General features: G+C 71.5%; 13 protein-coding genes and 1 pseudogene. 5 read left to right on the top strand and 9 right to left on the bottom strand.

Annotated features, from left to right (window positions below):
• Positions 1–7 precede the first annotated feature (7 nt).
• The 4 genes from ACZ7DY_RS32310 to ACZ7DY_RS32295 all read right to left on the bottom strand — a co-directional run bounded on the left by ACZ7DY_RS32310 (position 8) and on the right by ACZ7DY_RS32295 (position 4,760).
• Entirely contained in the window at positions 8–1,672 is a 1,665-nt protein-coding gene (locus ACZ7DY_RS32310; RefSeq protein ID WP_471141707.1) for an alkaline phosphatase D family protein, read from the bottom strand.
• Between the two features lie 133 nt (positions 1,673–1,805).
• Entirely contained in the window at positions 1,806–2,624 is an 819-nt protein-coding gene (locus ACZ7DY_RS32305) for a thioredoxin domain-containing protein (RefSeq protein WP_471141705.1), read from the bottom strand.
• 39 nt (positions 2,625–2,663) lie between these two features.
• Positions 2,664–3,347 carry a hypothetical protein gene (locus ACZ7DY_RS32300; protein WP_471141942.1) on the bottom strand — a complete coding sequence of 228 codons (684 nt, stop codon included), beginning with the start codon at positions 3,345–3,347 and terminating at the stop codon, positions 2,664–2,666.
• A gap of 84 nt (positions 3,348–3,431) precedes the next feature.
• A complete protein-coding gene (locus tag ACZ7DY_RS32295) occupies positions 3,432–4,760 on the bottom strand; it encodes a DUF2252 domain-containing protein (protein ID WP_471141702.1) in 1,329 nt (442 codons plus the stop codon).
• Positions 4,761–4,963: 203 nt separating this feature from the next.
• On the opposite strand from ACZ7DY_RS32295, the gene dnaE reads away from it, so the two are divergent.
• Entirely contained in the window at positions 4,964–8,506 is a 3,543-nt protein-coding gene (gene dnaE / locus ACZ7DY_RS32290) for a DNA polymerase III subunit alpha (protein WP_471141699.1), read from the top strand.
• A gap of 75 nt (positions 8,507–8,581) precedes the next feature.
• On the opposite strand, the gene ACZ7DY_RS32285 is transcribed toward dnaE, so the two are convergent.
• Complete coding sequence (locus ACZ7DY_RS32285; RefSeq protein ID WP_471141697.1) at positions 8,582–8,761, bottom strand: hypothetical protein; 180 nt, start codon at positions 8,759–8,761, stop codon at positions 8,582–8,584.
• 357 nt (positions 8,762–9,118) lie between these two features.
• On the opposite strand from ACZ7DY_RS32285, the gene ACZ7DY_RS32280 reads away from it, so the two are divergent.
• From ACZ7DY_RS32280 to ACZ7DY_RS32265, 4 genes and pseudogenes are all read left to right on the top strand, one after another.
• Complete coding sequence (locus tag ACZ7DY_RS32280) at positions 9,119–10,369, top strand: NYN domain-containing protein (RefSeq protein WP_471141694.1); 1,251 nt, start codon at positions 9,119–9,121, stop codon at positions 10,367–10,369.
• A 222-nt stretch (positions 10,370–10,591) separates the two neighbouring features.
• A pseudogene (locus ACZ7DY_RS32275) lies at positions 10,592–11,467 on the top strand (ABC transporter ATP-binding protein); the annotation flags it as partial.
• A gap of 79 nt (positions 11,468–11,546) precedes the next feature.
• Entirely contained in the window at positions 11,547–12,371 is an 825-nt protein-coding gene (locus ACZ7DY_RS32270) for an ABC transporter permease (protein ID WP_471141691.1), read from the top strand.
• A 34-nt stretch (positions 12,372–12,405) separates the two neighbouring features.
• Positions 12,406–13,092 carry a DUF2567 domain-containing protein gene (locus ACZ7DY_RS32265; protein WP_471141688.1) on the top strand — a complete coding sequence of 229 codons (687 nt, stop codon included), beginning with the start codon at positions 12,406–12,408 and terminating at the stop codon, positions 13,090–13,092.
• A 173-nt stretch (positions 13,093–13,265) separates the two neighbouring features.
• Here the strand turns inward: ACZ7DY_RS32265 and ybaK are convergent, their stop codons facing one another.
• The 4 genes from ybaK to ACZ7DY_RS32245 all read right to left on the bottom strand — a co-directional run bounded on the left by ybaK (position 13,266) and on the right by ACZ7DY_RS32245 (position 17,213).
• The gene (gene ybaK / locus ACZ7DY_RS32260) at positions 13,266–13,763 is read right to left on the bottom strand and encodes a Cys-tRNA(Pro) deacylase (RefSeq protein WP_471141686.1); all 498 of its coding nucleotides are present in this window, start codon (positions 13,761–13,763) and stop codon (positions 13,266–13,268) included.
• 30 nt (positions 13,764–13,793) lie between these two features.
• Positions 13,794–14,540 carry an LON peptidase substrate-binding domain-containing protein gene (locus ACZ7DY_RS32255; protein ID WP_471141683.1) on the bottom strand — a complete coding sequence of 249 codons (747 nt, stop codon included), beginning with the start codon at positions 14,538–14,540 and terminating at the stop codon, positions 13,794–13,796.
• A gap of 2 nt (positions 14,541–14,542) precedes the next feature.
• Positions 14,543–15,520, bottom strand: a complete 978-nt coding sequence (locus ACZ7DY_RS32250; protein WP_471141940.1) for a hypothetical protein — start codon at positions 15,518–15,520, stop codon at positions 14,543–14,545.
• A 178-nt stretch (positions 15,521–15,698) separates the two neighbouring features.
• Complete coding sequence (locus tag ACZ7DY_RS32245; RefSeq protein WP_471141938.1) at positions 15,699–17,213, bottom strand: oxidoreductase; 1,515 nt, start codon at positions 17,211–17,213, stop codon at positions 15,699–15,701.
• Positions 17,214–17,351: the final 138 nt, after the last annotated feature.

Below are 17,351 nucleotides of genomic sequence, written 5' to 3'. Positions count from 1 at the left end.
GGGCCCGTCAGCGCACGGGCTCGTGCACCCGTTCGACCTTCTGCGTGCCGCTGAGCGTGCGGTACGAGCGGACCCAGGACGACCTCGCCCCGGGGTCCCGCCGGTCGGAGACGGCGTAGTAGTCCATCTGCGAGCGCTCGGCGGTGACGTCGAGGACCCCGTAGCCGTGCGAGTCCATGTCCAGCCACTTCACGTGGCGGTTGGCGGCCTTGATGGCGGCCGCCGCCACCAGGGAGACCGTGTGCGGGGCGACGTGCAGCATGTCGTCGATGTTGTCGGAGCTCACCGAGGTGACCACGAACTCGGTGGCGGCGGAGGGGGAGAGCGGGTACGTGGCGGCCCGCACCGGCACGTCGTTCGCCCACGCCATGTGGATGTCACCGGTCAGGAAGACGGTGTCGGAGATCTTCTGGTCGCGCAGGTGGGCGATGAGCTCCTTGCGGTCGTCCGTGTAGCCGTCCCACTGGTCGGTGTTGATGGCCAGGCCCTCCTCGGGCAGCCCGAGCAGTTTCGCGAGGGGCTTGAGGAGGTGGGCCGGCAGGGAGCCGAAGGCGACCGGCGAGATCATCACCGAGGTGCCGACCAGCTTCCAGGCCGCGTCCGATGAGGCGAGCCCGGACTTCAGCCAGTCGAGCTGGGCCCGGCCGGTGATGGTGCGGTCCGGGTCGTCCACCGCGCCGCTGCCGGTGCCCGCCTGCTCCGAGCGGAAGGAGCGCAGGTCGAGCAGGTGCAGATCGGCGAGTCTGCCGTAGCGCAGCCGGCGGTAGACGGTGCCTTCGGTGGAGGGGCGCACTGGCATCCACTCGAAGTACGCCTGTTTGGCCGCCGCCATGCGCCGGGCCCAGGGTCCCTCGGTCTGCGCCGTGTGGTTCACGGCGCCGCCGGCCCAGGCGTTGTCGGCGAACTCGTGGTCGTCCCACATCGCGATGACCGGATGCGCGGCGTGCATCGCCTGCGCGTCGGGGTCGGTCTTGTGGACGCCGTGCCGGACGCGGTAGTCGGCGAGCGTGGTGATCTCGTGGGCCGGCTCGTGCGGCCGTACGACGTACTCGGCGGCGGGGTATTCGCCGCTCTTGTACTCGTAGATGTAGTCGCCGAGGTGCAGGACCGCGTCGAGCTCGGTGCGGGCGGCGAGATGGCGGTAGGGGGAGAAGTGGCCCGCCTCCCAGTTGGCGCAGGAGACCACGCCGAAGCGGATGCCCGGCACGGACGCGTCGTGCGCGGGGGCGGTGCGGGTGCGGCCCACGGGGGAGTGGACCGGGGAACCGTCTCCCACCGAGAAGCGGAAGTAATACGTGGTCGCCTGGCGCAAGCCCCTTACATCGGCCTTGACCGTGTGGTCGGAAGCAGCCCGCGCGGTGGTGCTGCCGCGGGCGACGATCCGCGTGAACCCCTTGTCCTCGGCCACCTCCCACGTCACCTCGGTGTCGGGCCCCGCGCCGGAGCCGGGCACGGCGTCGGGGGTGGGCGTCACGCGGGTCCACAGCAGCACGCCGTCGGGCAGCGGGTCCCCCGAGGCGACGCCGTGGTGGAAGGCGGGGCCCGCGGCGGCGTGCGCGGGCACCGCGGCGAAGGGGGCGAGCGCGGCGGTGGCGGCCGCGGCCTTGACGACGGTACGGCGGCGCGGCGTCAGGGAGTCGGCGGATATCTCTGCGTTCGATCGACTGGTCACGGGCGATCACCTTACTGAGGGGTAATCGCAAAGAGCGGGCGAACGCGATGAGTTCGCCCGCTCTTTCGTCACGCGCCTTGTCCGCGCGCGGTGTTGTGTGCCGGTCCGTCCGCTTGCGGCCGGTCCGTCCGGGTCAGCCCTTGAGGGCCGCGTCGATCGCGGTCTTGTAGTCCTTGACCGTGCTGGGCGCGTTCTTCGAGCCGGGACCGGTCAGCTGCTTGCCGTCCATGACGAAGGAGGGCGTGCCCTCGACGCCGTCCTTGTTGTCGTCGAACTTCTTCGACATCTCCAGGGCCCACCGGTCGTACGTCCCGGACTTGACGTCCTTCTGGAAGGACTTGTTCTTCTTCAGCTCGGGCACCTGGTCGGCGGCCTTGAGGAGGTAGGAGTCCTCCTTGAACTTGTCGTCCTGCTCCGAGGGGTGGATCTTCGCCGAGAAGAGCGCCTTCTTGTACTCGAGGAAGGCGTCGTCGCTGACGTTCAGGGCCGCGCCGAGCGCGCTGAGGGCGTTCCTGGAGCCCTCGCCCGGGATGTTCTGGTCGAGGAAGGTGGCGCCGATGAACTGGATCTTGTACTTGCCGTCCTTCAGGTCCTTCTCGACGGTGGGGCCGACCGTCTGCTCGAACGCCGCGCAGACCGGGCAGCGCGGGTCCTCGTAGACCTTGAGGGTCTTCTTCGCGGACTCCTTGCCGAGGACGACCGTGGTGCCGTTCGTGCCCTCGGTGTTGGCGGGCTTGACCAGCTTGCGGTCCTTGGCCTCTTCCCAGTAGCCGGGCTTGTTGGACTGCATGACGGCGTAGCCGACACCGCCGGCTATCGCGAGGACGCCGACGATGGAGACGCCGACGATGACGGCCCGCTTGCGCTTCTCCCGCTTGCGCTCGGCTTCCTGCTGGGCGCGGATCCGCTCGCGGGCGGCGGACTTGGCGGCCTGGCTGTTGCGCTTGCTCATGATCGTTCTCCGTGTACGTGTCTGCGGGGGGTGCTGTGCTCAGGCGAGGACGGCCGAGCACGGCGGTCCACGCCGCCCCACGAAGTGCACGAGCAGCCGCGTGCGCGCCGTACGGACCCGGCGCTCGGGGCGCGGCGGGCGGCGTACCGGCGTACGGGACGTGGCGACGGCGGCGACCGCGATCAGCAGCGGCCGGAAGGTGGCCGCGGCGACCGCCCGCAGCAGCTGGGCCAGGGCCCGCTCGCCGCGCCGCAGCCAGGCCGCCGCGAGCAGGCCCACGCCGACGTGCGCGGCGAGCAGCAGCCAGGCGGCGCCCGGGTCCGCGTCGGCGAGCAGTGCGGCGGCGCCGTGCCCCTCGGAGGTCATGCGGGCCAGCGGGGTCCCGACCGGCGCCCCGCCGCAGAGCACGTCGAAGCCGACGGAGCGCAGCGGGCCCGCGACGGGGCCGCCGGCCTCGCCGTAACAGACGTGCTGGCCCGCGGTGAACACGGTGTCCGCGGCCAGTTCGAGGGGGATGAGCAGGGCGGCGATGCGTCCGTAGCCGCGCTCGCGCCCCGCCGTCGCGTACGCGATGACGTAGACGGCGGCGGCGATCCCCGCGACGGTCGTCAGCGGCAGGGGGACATGGGACAGCAGCACGTGCGACGCGGCGGACAGCGTCACGACGAGCGCCGTGAAGAGGGCCGCGCGCACGGCTCTGAGCTGGGTCCCGGATATGTCCATCGCCGAGGAGTGTGCCATGGGTTCCTGTGAGGGGTACCCCAAGGGGCCGGGAGCCTCCCGGCCCCCACCGGCCCCCGGGGACGGCTACAGGCCGGGGATCCGGCCGTTGCGGAACAGGTCGACGAAGATCTGGTGGTCCGCACGCGCGCGTGCCCCGTAGCTGTGCGCGAAGTCCACGAGCAGCTCCGGGAAACCGTCCTCGTCCGCCGCGATGGCGGCGTCGATGGCGCGCTCGGTGGAGAACGGCACCAGGTCCGAGTGGCCGCTCTCGTCGTCCGCCGCCGCGTGCATCGTGGCGGTGGCGCGGCCCAGGTCGGCGACGACCGAGGTGATCTCCTCCAGGTCGTCGATGTCCGACCAGTCCAGGTCCACCGCGTACGGCGACACCTCGGCGACCAGCTGGCCGGTGCCGTTCAGCTCGGTCCAGCCCAGCCACGGGTCGGCGTGCGCCTGGAGGGCGCGCTGCGAGATGACCGTGCGGTGGCCCTCGTGCTGGAAGTAGCCGCGGACCGCGGGGTCCGTGATGTGCCGCGAGACCGCGGGGGTCTGCGCCTGCTTGAGGTAGATCACGACGTCGTTCTCCAGGGCGTCGCTGTTGCCCTCGAGGAGGATGTTGTACGAGGGCAGGCCCGCGGAGCCGATGCCGATGCCGCGACGGCCGACGACGTCCTTCACGCGGTAGGAGTCGGGGCGGGTGAGCGAGGACTCCGGCAGCGTCTCCAGATAGCCGTCGAAGGCGGCGAGCACCTTGTACCGCGTGGCGGCGTCGAGCTCGATGGAGCCGCCGCCCGGCGCGAAGCGGCGCTCGAAGTCACGGATCTCCGTCATCGAGTCGAGGAGGCCGAAGCGGGTCAGGGAGCGGGCGTCGCGCAGCGCGTCCAGGAGGGGGCCCTGCGCGGTGTCCAGCGTGAAGGGCGGCACCTCGTCGCTCTTGGCGCCCGTCGCCAGGTCGTGGATGCGCTCGCGGTACGCCGCGGCATAGGTGCGGACCAGGCCGGTGATCTGCTCGTCGCCGAGGGCCTTGGTGTAGCCGATCAGGGCGACGGAGGCGGCGAAGCGCTTCAGGTCCCAGGTGAAGGGGCCGACGTACGCCTCGTCGAAGTCGTTCACGTTGAAGATCAGGCGGCCCTGGGCGTCCATGTACGTGCCGAAGTTCTCCGCGTGCAGGTCGCCGTGGATCCAGACCCGGCCGGTGCGGTCGTCCAGGTAGGGACCGCCGTGCTGCTCGCGCTCCTGGTCGGCGTAGAAGAGGCAGGCCGTGCCGCGGTAGAACGCGAAGGCGGAGGCGGCCATCTTCCGGAACTTCACCCGGAACGCCGCGGGGTCCGCGGCGAGCAGCTCGCCGAACGCGGTGTCGAAGACGGCGAGGATCTGCTCGCCGCGCTGCTCAGCGCTGGGCTGCGGGACCGACATCGCTGGGTGCCTCCTGGTGCGGGGTGGTGCGTGACATGGGGCGGACGGATGCGCCGCCCCGACGGGACAGATGTTCCGCCCCTTCAACGCTCGACCGTACTCCCGAGTGCCCGCCGCCTGTCAGTGCCCCGGATTAGACTTCCACGCTGTCCCCCCAGACTGTCCGCAGCCTGTAGCCCAGCGTTCTCCGGAGGCCTTCCACCGTGACCAAGCCGCCCTTCACGCACCTGCACGTGCACACCCAGTACTCGCTGCTCGACGGTGCCGCGCGGCTCAAGGACATGTTCGCCGCGTGCAATGAGATGGGCATGACGCACATCGCGATGTCCGACCACGGCAACCTCCACGGTGCGTACGACTTCTTCCACTCGGCGCAGAAGGCGGGCGTGACGCCGATCATCGGCATCGAGGCGTATGTGGCGCCGGAGTCGCGGCGGAACAAGCGGAAGATCCAGTGGGGACAGCCGCACCAGAAGCGCGACGACGTCTCGGGTTCGGGTGGTTACACCCACAAAACGATCTGGGCGGCGAACCAGAAGGGCCTGCACAACCTCTTCAAGCTCTCCTCGGACGCCTACGCCGAGGGCTGGCTGCAGAAGTGGCCCCGGATGGACAAGGAGACCATCTCGCAGTGGTCGGAGGGGCTGATCGCCTCCACCGGCTGCCCCTCGGGCGAGCTGCAGACGCGGCTGCGTCTCGGCCAGTTCGACGAGGCCCTGAAGTCGGCGGCGGAGTACCAGGAGATCTTCGGCAAGGACAGGTACTTCCTGGAGCTGATGGACCACGGCATCGAGATCGAGCGCCGGGTCCGTGACGGCCTCCTGGAGATCGGCAAGAAGCTCGGCATCCCGCCCCTGGTGACCAACGACTCGCACTACACGTACGCCCACGAGTCGACCGCCCACGACGCCCTGCTCTGCATCCAGACCGGCAAGAACCTCTCGGACCCGGACCGCTTCCGCTTCGACGGCACCGGCTACTACCTGAAGTCCACGGACGAGATGTACGCGATCGACTCCTCGGACGCCTGGCAGGAGGGCTGCCGCAACACGCTCCTGGTCGCCGAGCAGATCGACACCACGGGGATGTTCGAGAAGCGCGACCTGATGCCGAAGTTCGACATCCCGGAGGGCTTCACCGAGGTCACCTGGTTCCAGGAGGAGGTCCGCCGCGGCATGGAGCGCCGCTATCCCGGCGGTGTCCCCGAGGACCGGCAGAAGCAGGCCGAGTACGAGATGGACATCATCATCCAGATGGGGTTCCCGGGGTACTTCCTCGTCGTCGCCGACTTCATCATGTGGGCCAAGAACAACGGCATCGCGGTCGGCCCCGGCCGAGGCTCCGCGGCCGGCTCGATCGTCGCGTACGCCATGGGCATCACCGACCTCGACCCGATCACGCACGGCCTGATCTTCGAGCGGTTCCTCAACCCCGAGCGCGTCTCCATGCCCGATGTCGACATCGACTTCGACGAGCGCAGGCGCGTCGAGGTGATCAGGTACGTGACCGAGAAGTACGGCGCCGACAAGGTCGCCATGATCGGCACGTACGGCAAGATCAAGGCGAAGAACGCAATCAAGGACTCCGCGCGCGTGCTCGGATATCCGTACGCGATGGGCGACCGCCTCACCAAGGCCATGCCCGCCGACGTCCTGGGCAAGGGCATCGACCTCGACGGCATCACCAACCCCAGCCACCCGCGCTACAGCGAGGCGGGCGAGATCCGGGGGATGTACGAGAACGAACCGGACGTGAAGAAGGTCATCGACACCGCCAAGGGTGTGGAGGGCCTGGTCCGGCAGATGGGCGTGCACGCGGCCGGCGTGATCATGTCCAGCGAGCCGATCGTGGACCACGCCCCGCTCTGGACGCGGCACACCGACGGCGTGACCATCACGCAGTGGGACTACCCCCAGTGCGAGTCGCTCGGCCTGCTCAAGATGGACTTCCTGGGCCTGCGCAACCTCACCATCATGGACGACGCCGTCAAGATGGTGCGGGCCAACAAGGGCGTCGACCTGGAGATGCTCTCGCTCCCGCTCGACGACCCGAAGACCTTCGAACTGCTCTGCCGCGGTGAGACGCTCGGCGTCTTCCAGTTCGACGGCGGTCCGATGCGCTCGCTGCTGCGCCAGATGCAGCCCGACAACTTCGAGGACATTTCCGCCGTCTCGGCCCTGTACCGGCCGGGCCCGATGGGCATGAACTCGCACACGAACTACGCCGAGCGCAAGAACGGCCGCCAGGAGATCACGCCGATCCACCCGGAGCTCGAAGAGCCCCTGAAGGAGACGCTCGGCCTCACCTACGGCCTCATCGTGTACCAGGAGCAGGTGCAGAAGGCCGCCCAGATCGTCGCGGGCTACTCCCTCGGCGAAGCCGACATCCTGCGCCGCGTGATGGGCAAGAAGAAGCCCGAGGAGCTGGAGAAGAACTTCGTCCTCTTCCAGGCGGGCGCCCGGAAGAACGGCTACTCGGACGCCGCGATCCAGGCCCTGTGGGACGTCCTGGTCCCCTTCGCCGGCTACGCCTTCAACAAGGCGCACTCCTCCGCGTACGGCCTGGTCACCTACTGGACCGCCTACCTGAAGGCGAACTACCCGGCCGAGTACATGGCCGCGCTGCTCACCTCGGTCAAGGACGACAAGGACAAGTCGGCCGTCTACCTCAACGAGTGCCGGCGCATGGGCATCAAGGTCCTCCCGCCGAACGTGAACGAGTCCGTCCACAACTTCGCCGCCCAGGGCGACGACGTGATCCTCTTCGGCCTGGAGGCCGTCCGCAACGTCGGCACGAACGTGGTGGAGTCGATCATCCGCTCGCGCAAGGCCAAGGGGAAGTTCACCTCCTTCCCCGACTATCTCGACAAGGTCGAGGCCACCGCCTGCAACAAGCGCACCACGGAATCGCTCATCAAGGCGGGCGCCTTCGACACGATGGGGCACACCCGCAAGGGCCTGACCGCGCAGTACGAACCGATGATCGACAACGTGGTGGCGGTCAAGCGCAAGGAGGCCGAGGGACAGTTCGACCTCTTCGGCGGGATGGGCGACGAGTCCGGGGGCGACGAGCCGGGCTTCGGGCTCGACGTGGAGTTCTCGACCGACGAGTGGGAGAAGACGTATCTGCTCGCCCAGGAGCGGGAGATGCTCGGTCTGTACGTCTCCGACCACCCGCTCTTCGGCCTGGAGCACGTCCTCTCCGACAAGGCGGACGCGGGCATCGGCCAGCTCACCGGCGGTGACTTCTCCGACGGCTCGGTCGTCACCATCGGCGGCATCATCTCCGGCCTCCAGCGCAAGATGACCAAGCAGGGCAACGCCTGGGCGATCGCCACGGTCGAGGACCTCGCCGGTTCGATCGAGTGCATGTTCTTCCCCGCGACGTACCAGCTGGTCTCGACCCAACTGGTCGAGGACGCCGTGGTCTTCGTCAAGGGCCGCCTCGACAAGCGCGAGGACGTGCCCCGGCTCGTCGCCATGGAGCTCCAGGTCCCCGACCTGTCGAACGCGGGCACCAACGCCCCGGTGATCATCACCATCCCGACCGTCAAGGTGAGCCCGCCGATGGTCCACCGGCTCGGCGAGGTGCTCAGCCACCACCGGGGCAACAGCGAGGTGCGGATCAAGCTCCAGGGGGCGCAGAAGACCACCGTGCTGCGGCTCGACCGGCACCGCGTGAAGCCGGACCCGGCCCTCTTCGGCGATCTGAAGGTGCTGCTCGGCCCGTCCTGCCTGGCCGGCTGACCCGCCTCTGTCCGACGCGCGCCGCAAGGGGCGCACCCGCCATGGGTGCGCCCCTCAGGTGTGCCTGGATACGCGTCAGTTGTGGCCGAAGCGACGCTGGTGCTTACGGGCAACATCCGCCGGGCTGCCCTGAGCCTGCGACTGCATGCCCGTCTGGGCCTCCGTCGCGGCCGACTTGGCCTGCTCCTGCGCCTGCTCGGCCTGCGAGGCGCGCTCCTGCGGGCTGCCCTGCTTGCGGTTTTTGTTCTTGGCCATGGTGATCTTCCTCCTGAGGGGGACCTGGGGGCCAGACGCGACCAGATTCACATATGGCGACACAGTGCGCATTTCGGAGAATTACCGTGCGTAATAAGGCCTGTCGGCGGGCGATCCTCCGATGCGCCACGCCGAAGATCGAGTTCCGGCCGTTAACCTTCGCCCGGTCGGGCAGACTCGAAGGGAACCCGACGCGGACCCGCACCCCTGATTCGTTCTCCTCACAGGGTGTCTTCGTGGGACTTCGAGGGAACGTCCAGAGACCTCCGGGCACTGTCCGGGAAACTCCAGGCACGTAGCACTGTCCTGGAACCTCCAGGCACGCCAGGGAACCTCCAGGGAAAGAGGGTGGACCGCGTGGATCGCTGCATCGTCCTGGTGGACGCCGGGTATCTGCTGGGTGCCGCCGCGAGTCTCCTCGCGGGCGAACCGTCCAGGTCCCGGATCACCGTCGATCACGCCGCCCTGATCCAGGGGCTGCGCGAGCGCGCGGAGGCGGACACCGAGCGCCCCCTGCTGCGCATCTACTGGTTCGACGGCGCCCCCGACCGCGTGCCGCAGCCCGAGCACCGGCGGCTGCGCGTCATGCCCCGCGTGACGGTCCGCCTCGGCGCCCTGACCCGCAGCGACGGCCGGTGGGCCCAGAAGGGCGTGGACGCCGCGATGCACGCCGAGCTGACCGAGCTGGCCCGCAACCGCGCCTGTTCCGACGTCGTGCTCGTCACCGGCGACGGCGACCTGCTGCCCGGCATGATGGCCGCCAAGGAGCACGGCGTCGCCGTCCACCTGTGGGCCGTGCAGGCCGCCGACGGGGACTACAACCAGTCCGAGGACCTCGTCGCCGAGGCCGACGAGCGGCGCGTGCTCGACCGGGCCTGGATCACCAAGGCCGTCCGCCCCAGGGAGCTCACCGGCATCTGCGCGCCGCCGGCCGCCCCGCGCCCCGAGATCGCCGCGATCCTCTCCGCGCCGCTGCCCGAGTCCGCGCTCGCCGCCGCGGCCCAGCACGCCGAGGCGGAGTCCCCGGAACGGCACGCCGAGCCCGCGGCCAACGGCCGGCAGGGCACCGAGCACGCCGGGGAGCACCGCATCGCCACCGCCAAGGGCGTGCCCACCCCCAAGGACCTGGCGGCCCTGCGCGCCCCCGGCCCCCAGGCCGCGCAGCACCCCACCAACGCCACGCTGCGCTGGTCCTCCGACAAGGGCTGGGTCGAGCGGCCCGGCGGCGCGGCCGAGGGGCCCGAGGCGGCCGCCCTGCCGACCCTCGCCCAGCTGACCACGGCCGAGCAGCGCTGGGCCGACCGCGAGGAGGACATCACCACCGTCGGCGGCGACCCCTACGAGGTCGGACAGGTGTTCGCGCGACGCTGGATGGCGCGCCTGCCGGAACAGCACAACCTCCAGAAGCTGTCGACGATGTACCCGCGCATCCCGCACCGCATCGACGGAGAGCTCCTGCGCTACGCGGCCCGTTTCGGCCTGCTCGCCCACAAGGACGACCAGATCGACGAGCACGACCGGTATGCGATCAGGGCGGGTTTCTGGCGGGAGATCGACGTACGGACGGCCGCCGAGCACGCGCCCGCGGGCGACCGCGCCGGTGACTGACACCGGACGTACGGGGCGCCCCGGACGCCACACGCGGCGTCCGACCCCGTAGGCTCGTCCTTCGTGAGTACGCGCCCGGCACCGGCAGCCCGACAGGGACTCCGCAAGGAACACGGCAGCGACGCCGTCTGCACGGTGCGCGACCTGGTCAAGACCTATCCCGCCGCCCGCGCCCGGCGCGGCAGGCCCGCCACCCCCGAGGTGCGCGCCACCGACGGGATCAGCCTGACGGTCAGACGCGGCGAGATCTTCGGCCTGCTCGGACCCAACGGCGCCGGCAAATCCACCCTCGTACGCCAGCTGACCGGCCTGATGCGGCCCGACGGCGGGAGCGTCGAGATCCTCGGTCACGACATCGTGCGTCACCCCGAGCGGGCCGCCCGCATCCTCGCGTACCTGGGGCAGGAGTCCACCGCTCTCGATGAACTGACCGTCTCGCTCGCCGTCGAGACGACCGGGCGGCTGCGCGGGCTCGACGTGCCGCGGGCCCGGGCCGAGCGGGACGCGGTCCTCCAGGAGCTCGGGCTCACGGAGCTGTCCACGCGGCCGCTGAAGAAACTGTCCGGCGGGCAGCGGCGGCTCGCCTGCTTCGCCACCGCGCTGGTGGCCGAGCGGCAGCTGCTCGTCCTGGACGAGCCGACCACCGGCATGGACCCGGTGGCCCGGCGGGCCGTCTGGGCGGCCATCGACCGGCGCAGGGCCGAGCACGGGGCGACCGTCGTCCTGGTCACGCACAACGTCATCGAGGCCGAGACCGTCCTCGACCGGGTCGCCGTGCTCGACCGGGGCAAGGTCATCGCCTGCGACACCCCGGCCGGGCTCAAGGAGCAGGTCGCCGACGAGGTACGGGTGGAGCTGGTGTGGCGGGAACGGGCCCCGATGGACGTCCCCGAGGTCGCCGCGCTCGCCTCCAGCGCCGTGGAGTCGGGACGGCGCTGGTCGCTGCGGCTGGCGCCCGACGAGGCGCGGGCCGCGGTGGCGGCCGTCACGGGCGGAGCCGCCTTCGCCGCGCTGGACGACTTCACGCTGGCCACGCCCAGCCTGGAGGACGTCTACCTCGCGCTCGGCGGGAGCGGCCGGGGGCTGGTGAAGTCATGAGCGGCACCACGTGCCCGCCCCGCCGGACCGGGCCGGGCGGCGAGCCGGCAGAGACCTATCGGAGCAGGAGGGGCGTTCGGTGAGTGCGGTTCCCTTGGAAGCCGCTGTGCGGGCCGACGGCGCCCGCGCGGAGCGGGAGGAGGACGGCCCCGCGCCGCTCGGCCCGGCCGCGCGGCTCTTTCCCGCGCTCTCGGCCGTCTACCGGGCCCAGCTGTCCCGGGCCCGGGTCGCGCGGATACCGCTGCTGTTCGTGGCGACCTTCCAGTCCGTCGGGATCATGATCCTGATGCGCGGTGTCGTCGACGGGGGCGGTGAGGCGCGGGCCGTCGTCGCCGGCTCCTCGGTGCTCGTCGTCGCGTTCGTCGCGCTCAACCTCCTCGCGCAGTACTTCGGGCAGCTCCGCTCCGACGGAGGGCTCGACCACTACGCCACGCTGCCCGTGCCGCCCGCCGCCGTGGTGCTGGGTGCCGCGGCCGCGTACGCCTCCTTCACGGTGCCCGGCACCTTCGTCACGGCGATCGTCGGCTGCGGGCTCTTCGGGCTGCCCTTCACCCACCTTTGGGTGCTCGTCGCGGTGATCCCGCTCGCCGGCGCCGCCCTGGCCGGGCTCGGCGCCGCCCTCGGGCTGCTCGCGCCCCGGCCCGAACTGGCCACCCTCCTCGGCCAGATGGGCATGTCGGCGGCGCTGCTGCTCGGCGTGCTGCCGGCCGACCGGATGCCCGCGGTGCTGCAGTGGGCCCGCGACCTGCTGCCCTCGACGTACGGCGTGGAGGCCTTCGCCCGTACGTTCGGGCCGGACCCGGAGTGGGGTGTGGTCGCCCTCGACCTCGCGGTCTGCGCCGGCGTCGGCGTGGTCTCGCTCGCCGTCGCCACCTGGGCGTTCCGCCGGGCAGCCGTCCGATGACGCGCCGCACAGGGAGTGCTGGCACGATGTGGGGGTGACCGCACCGCTGACACCCTCCCAACCGCCGCACCACCAACCCCCGCACGACCCCTGGCAGGCACCCGCGCAGCCGTGGGGAGCGACGGCTCCCCGAGGGTACGAGGAGGACGGTCCCGGCATGAAGACCGAAGTGCTGCACTCCGTGGTCATCCTGGTCGTGGTCGCCGTCAGCGGCCTGCTGCTCGGCGGGTTGTGGGTGGGGCTCGCGCCGCGGGTGCCGCTCATCTCCGACGGCGGCACGGTGTACCTCAACGACACCGAGGGTGAGCAGGCCATGGGCGTGGACGGCACGTTCACCCTGCTGGCGCTCGCCTTCGGGCTCGTCAGCGGCATCGTCGTCTTCCTGCTGCGCAGGCGCGGGGGCGTCCCGATCGTCGTCGGGCTCGGCCTCGGCGGCCTGCTCGGCGCGCTCCTCGCGTGGCGGGTCGGCATCATTCTCGGCCCGGACACGGACGTGGTGGCGCACGCCAAGGCCGTCGGCAAGGGCGTCGTCTTCAGCGCGCCGCTCGAACTGAAGGCCAAGGGCACGCTCCTCGCCTGGCCGGTGGCCGCGCTCGCCGTGCACCTCGGCCTCACCGCGCTGTTCGGTCCGCGGGACCCGGAGCCGTATCCGGCGCCCTATGCCGCACAGCACCACGAGGGGCCCCGTGGCGACGGCCGTCCCGAGGGAATGGGTTTCTGAGGCCGTCCCCTAAGCGGGACGCCTGCCGTGGTTGGCCTTGCGCTTCTTCGCCCGCCACTTGCGCATGCGCGTCTTCTTCGACATGCCCTCGGTACTAGTCCCGGGCGGGACCGGTGTCGAGGGCGCTTTCACGTCGACGTGGCCGTCCGCCGTCCCCGGCGGGGCCGCCCGCCTCAGGCGCGGCCGATCGGCGCGAGCACCGCGCCGGTGAGCTCCGCCAGATCGCCCGGCGCCAGCTCGACCTCCAGGCCGCGGCGGCCCGCCGAGACGCAGATCGTGGCGTGCGCCGACGCCGAGTCGTCCAGGACGGTGCGCAGCCGCTTGCGCTGGCCGAGCGGGGAGATGCCGCCCCGCACATAGCCCGTGGTGCGCTCGGCGGCGGCCGGGTCGGCCATCACGGCGCGTTTGCCGGAGACCGCGGCGGCCAGCGCCTTCAGGTCGAGGGAGCCCGCGACGGGGACGACGGCCACGGTCAGCTCGCCGTCGACGTCGGCCACCAGCGTCTTGAAGACCCGGTCGGGGGAGACGCCCATGGCCTCGGCGGCCTCCTCGCCGTACGAGGGGTGGGACGGGTCGTGCTCGTACGCGTGGACGGTGAAGGACGTGCCGGCGGCGGTGAGGGCGACCGTCGCGGGCGTACCTCCCGCCTGCTTCTTCTGTTTCTTCGCCAAGGTGCTCGTGCCTTACGTCGGTTTCGGCCGTCAGTTCAGGCTGGTGGTCCCGCGCGTCAGTTCCGTCGCGGGCAGCGAGGGCAGGTTGCGGATGATCGCGGTCTCGGAGCGCAGCAGCGTCAGCTCGTCGCGCAGCCGCGACGCGGTGTCCGGGGCCTCCAGGAGCCGCTGCTTGGTGCCGGTGTCCAGGACGGCCGCCGCGGCGACCAGATACGACACCACGGACGGGTCGTCGGGCAGCTCGGCCCCCGTCGACAGCGAGCGCTCCCGCGCCCCCGCCAGCCGCTTCTGGTACGAGCGGAAGGCGCGCAGCACCCCCTCGGCCAGGGTGCCCGCGCCGTCGCCGGGCTCGTCGGGCACCTCCTCGACCTCGGCGGTGAGGAAGGGCCCGGAGGTGTCGACCGCATGGATCCGGACCCGGGTGGTGCCGGTCGCGAGGACCTCGAAGCCGCCGTCGGCGCGCTCCCTGATGGTCGCCGCGTCCGCCACACAGCCCATGGTGTGGAAGGCCTTGAGCGGGTCGTCGCCGAACCCCGCGGTGGGCCCGTGCTCGGGCACCGCCGTCGGGTCGGGGAGGCCGGGGGCGCTGGGCGCCACCTCGAGGCCGTCGCGGATGGCGACGACGGCGAACTGGCGCTGCTCCTCCTCTGGGGTCTTGAGCAGCTCGCGCATCATGGCGCGATATCGCTCCTCGAAGACGTTCAGCGGCAGTACGAGGCCGGGAAACAGCACCGAGTTGAGCGGAAAGAGCGGAAGCCGGGTGGTCACGACCGGCAAGCCTAATGCTCGCCGGAGCGGTCGGGATCGCGCGGAGTGCGCAGCGGCGTCATCGAGGCCACTTCGATGCGTACGCCGTCGCGCAGTTCCAGGAACTGGCCGAGCGGATCGTCGGCCATCCGGTCCCAGGGGAAGGAGGTCGCGTACGGCCCGATCAGGCGCAGCTGCTCCAGGGCGTCCGTCCAGCGCTCCAGGCGGACCAGGACGTACGTGAGGAGGTTGCGGACCTCGGCGGGCCAGGGGTCCCCGGCCCCGTACTCCTGGGAGAGCCCGATCGCGAGGTCGGCCGCCGCGTCCAGGCGCTCGCGCGGCAGCCCCGTGGAGTGGGTGGGGCTGGTGAGGTAGGCGAAGGCGGCGCGGGCCGGGAGGACCTGGATCAGCGAGCCGGGCAGCGCGTCGGCCGCGGCGCGCTCGGCGAAGTCGAAGCACTCGCGGTGCGAGCCGTACCAGGCGGCCGACAGGTACTGCAGGGCGGAGGCGTGGCAGCCGTAGTGGTACGAGGAGCGGCGCACGGCCTCCCCCCACAGCTGTTCGAAGACGGTGTGCGAGGCGTGGGTGCCGCGGGCGTGGTCGAGCGCGATCCGCCAGGGCACCGGGTCGCGCGGGTCGGCCTCGGCGGCCGCGGTGAGCAGCGGGCCAGCCTCGCGCAGCAGCTCGGCGCGGGCCGGCGACTCCCAGCCGCGCACGACGGCGAGCTCGGCCTTGACGAGCAGGGCATCGGCGTCGTGCGGGCAGGCGCTCAGCCAGTCGTCGAACCACTCGGGGCGGGAGCGGGCGAACGCGGCGAGGCGCGTGGTGTAGCGGTCGCGGTTCTCCCACTCGGCGGCCTCGCGGGTGGTGGCGAGGAGCTTCGCCGCCGGGCCGTAGTCGCCGCGTCCGGCGGCGACCAGTGCGGGGGCGAGCCGTTCGTCGGGCACGTCGAGGAGCACCTCGTCGTCCGGCGGCAGCCCGGCGGCCAGCCGCGGGGTGTGCCGGACCATGCGGGCGGTACGGATGAAGGCACGCAGCACCGTGCCCTCCTTTGCGCCTCAACCGGCGCCGCTCGCGCGGGCCCGCCGGTCACCGTCGTGGTTGCTCTTTCGTTGGTCGCAGGGATGACGGTCCGCGGCGGGGGAAGGTTGCCCGCCGTTGCGTAACGGTTCGGCCGACGGCCGCCGTTCAGCTCCGCCGCAGGAGCCGGGTGGCGCCCGCCGCGACCGTCGTGGCCAGGACCCAGCCGAGCAGGATCAGGGCGGTCGAGAACCACTGCCAGCCGCCGCTGAGCTGCCAGTAGGTGTCCTGGCCGAGGTTGATGACGGGCAGCAGCAGGTCGAGGGAGAACAGGGCCGGGTCCCAGTCCGGGTGCTCGTCCGCCTTGATCGCCGGCGGGTCGGCACGCGAGAAGATCACCGCGCTGACCGCCCAGAGCACCGCCATCCAGACCGCCGCGCGCCCCGGCCGGTAGCCGTAGGCGACGGTCCAGTCCTGGGCGTACCCCCACAGCTTCGCCGCCAGCGGCAGCGTCTCGCGGCGCCGGCGCTGCTTGGCGAGGAGGACCTCGCGGGCGTCGGCGTCCTCGCCGCTGCCGCGCAGCACGGCGGCGAGCTTCTCGTACGGTTCGGGGTTGTATTCGGCGGTCGCGGCCGCCACCCAGCTCAGCCGCCGGGCGAGCGGGAAGCTGCCGACGGGCACGAGGTTCTCGTAGGTGAAGCCGCCCATCTGGAGGCCGCCGGGGCCCGGCCAGCTCGTCGCCCGGTCGATGAGGTTGACCACCTTGACGCCGGAGAGCACGACCTTGCCGCGCAGCGGCGGCTCGCCGAGGAAGCGCAGCTCGGGCGTCTGGACGCGGCGCAGCGAGAGCTCCTGGTCGTTCTGGAGCGTGAAGCGGGCCTGCGCGAGGTCGATGGCGTCGCCGAAGCGGCCGTCGTCCAGGCGGATGCCGCCCTCGCACTCGAAGCGCTGCACGCGGGTGCCGCGGGCGGGCGTCGTGCCGCTGGTCTGCGGCGGATTGCCGACGGCGGCGGGGGTCAGATACAGGGTGCGCTCGACGGTCAGCTGCGGGGCGTTGAGGGCGTGCCGCCCGTACTGGTTGATGAGCTTGCTGCCGCGCAGGCTGAGCGAGACGCCGATCTTCGCGCCGCGCAGGCTCAGCTCGCCGTGCGACTCCATCAGCTCGGCCTGCAGGTCCTGGCCGACGGTGAGGCCGTCGCCGGTGATGGAGCGGCTGCGCCGGTCGCGGTAGACCACGGCCTGGTTCAGCAGCAGGTCGGTGCCGATGTGGGCGTCGGTGAGGCGGATGCCGTTGTGCACCCGGCAGCGGGGCAGGTGCAGGTCGCCCTCGGTGTGCAGCCGGGCGGCCTCGATCCGCGGGATGGAGCAGTCGACGAGCCGCAGCGTGGCGAAGCGCGCCTCGGGCAGCAGGACCTCCTTCTCGAACCGGCAGTGCTTCATCTCGGTGTACGGGCCGATGGTGCCGCCCGCGAGATCGAGTACGTCGGTGATCTGCACGCCCGCCAGTTTCAGCGCGGAGACCCGGCCGGCCAGCGCGGGCGGTCCGTCGAGCAGCAGCCAGCACACGATGCGCGCCCGCACGCTGCGCTCGGGGCCCCAGGGGTGGCCGCCGTGCGGGTCGTCCACGGCGGGATCGCCGGATCGCAGGTCGTAGACGCTGCCGTTGCGGAAGGCCTGCCACATGCCGATCTCCGCGGCGGTCAGCCCGTCCGGCGGGTCGCCGGTACCGGCGTCGTCGACCACTGCTGTCGCCCTCCGATCTGCGCGTACGCCTCTCGCACACCTGTTTCATGCCCGCTGCGTGACCGGCTGAACGCTAGT

Source organism: Streptomyces sp. NPDC037013 (genome assembly GCF_055607265.1).
This window is presented reverse-complemented; position numbering and strand designations above follow the sequence as displayed.

Bases quoted from the DNA above. Each gene is read 5' to 3' on its own strand.
- ACZ7DY_RS32305 (WP_471141705.1), bottom strand. From the start codon at position 2,624: ATGAGCAAGCGCAACAGCCAGGCCGCCAAGTCCGCCGCCCGCGAGCGG.
- ACZ7DY_RS32295 (WP_471141702.1), bottom strand. From the start codon at position 4,760: ATGTCGGTCCCGCAGCCCAGCGCTGAGCAGCGCGGCGAGCAGATCCTC.
- ACZ7DY_RS32300 (WP_471141942.1), bottom strand. From the start codon at position 3,347: ATGGACATATCCGGGACCCAGCTCAGAGCCGTGCGCGCGGCCCTCTTC.
- ACZ7DY_RS32285 (WP_471141697.1), bottom strand. From the start codon at position 8,761: ATGGCCAAGAACAAAAACCGCAAGCAGGGCAGCCCGCAGGAGCGCGCC.
- ACZ7DY_RS32250 (WP_471141940.1), bottom strand. From the start codon at position 15,520: ATGGTCCGGCACACCCCGCGGCTGGCCGCCGGGCTGCCGCCGGACGAC.
- ACZ7DY_RS32245 (WP_471141938.1), bottom strand. From the start codon at position 17,213: ATGTGGCAGGCCTTCCGCAACGGCAGCGTCTACGACCTGCGATCCGGC.